The 1,063-nt window shown below is 53.5% G+C and carries 2 protein-coding genes; both read right to left on the reverse strand.

Annotated features, from left to right (window positions below; all coding sequences use genetic code 11):
• Positions 1-775 (reverse strand): tRNA (adenosine(37)-N6)-threonylcarbamoyltransferase complex transferase subunit TsaD (gene tsaD / locus Q0338_RS04180; RefSeq protein WP_298085661.1); only part of this gene is annotated, 775 nt, incomplete at its 3' end.
• Between the two features lie 54 nt (positions 776-829).
• The coding region (locus Q0338_RS04185; protein WP_298085660.1) for a hypothetical protein at positions 830-1,063 on the reverse strand (234 nt) is incomplete at its 5' end.

The following is a 1,063-nucleotide window of genomic DNA, read 5'->3' on the forward strand; positions in this document are numbered from 1 at the left end:
CGAATTTACGCTCGGCAAAGATCTTTTCCAGCTTGTTTAAGATATGCTTGCAAGCCGTATTTTCAAAGGCAAAGCAGATATCCGCGACATCCTGTGCGCCGAGATTTCCGCTTTCGGCGAGCTTTTCGGTTTCGACGCGAACCTGATTTTTGAGCCCCGAGAAGCTATACGCCGTGCGCGCATCGCCAAGCAGCGGCACGGTAAATTTAAACCTCTCGCGCCCGCTCTTTGCCGCCTTTTCGACCGCTACGCCGCCCGGATACCCCAGCCCCAGCATCTTTGCGACCTTGTCAAAGCTCTCGCCAAAGCTATCGTCCATCGTCGCAGCCAGCACGCTCACGGCCCCGTCCGCGCCGATATCTAGCACCATCGTGTGCCCGCCGCTAACGAGCAGCACGCCTGCAGGCAGCCGCGCCTCCTGCGATAAAAATAGCGAATACACGTGCCCGGCGAGGTGATTTACCGCGATTAGCGGCACGCGCAGCGACGAGGCGAGCGCCTTTGCCATCGCGACGCCGCCCACTAGGCTCACGGAGAGCCCGGGCTCATTCGTGACGGCGACGGCTTTTACGCGGGGTAACTCCGCCTTGATCTGCTCTAAAATTTTAGGTAGCGCAGCCGTATGAAGGCGTGCGGCTAACTCCGGCACCACCCCGCCAAATGCGCAGTGCTCGGCATCCTGCGAGATTTTTTTGTGAAATTTTAGCTCCAAGGTCTCGATGTCCAGTAGCGCTACCGAGCTATCGTCGCAGCTGCTTTCTATACCCAAAATCAGCCCGCCAGCACTGCTATTTCGTAAATTTTCGCTCATTTTGCAAATTTTCCTTTTTTAGCGCATTTTACCGCTTTTTGCTTTCGCGGCTATAAATTCGCCCCGCTTCCTAGCAAAGGCGGTAAAATACGCGCGCAAATCGCTTGCCGTAAATTTACGACGAAACCGAATTTGACGCACCGAGACCTGCGCCTTTAGGGTGTTAAATTTGACTTGATCAAATTTAACATTGCGAGTTTGGCTTCCTTGCGTAAAAAACAACCGTCTAAGGTTGTTTTTTACTTTATTGTA

It is taken from the genome of uncultured Campylobacter sp. (assembly GCF_938018145.1).
Lineage (GTDB): Bacteria > Campylobacterota > Campylobacteria > Campylobacterales > Campylobacteraceae > Campylobacter_A.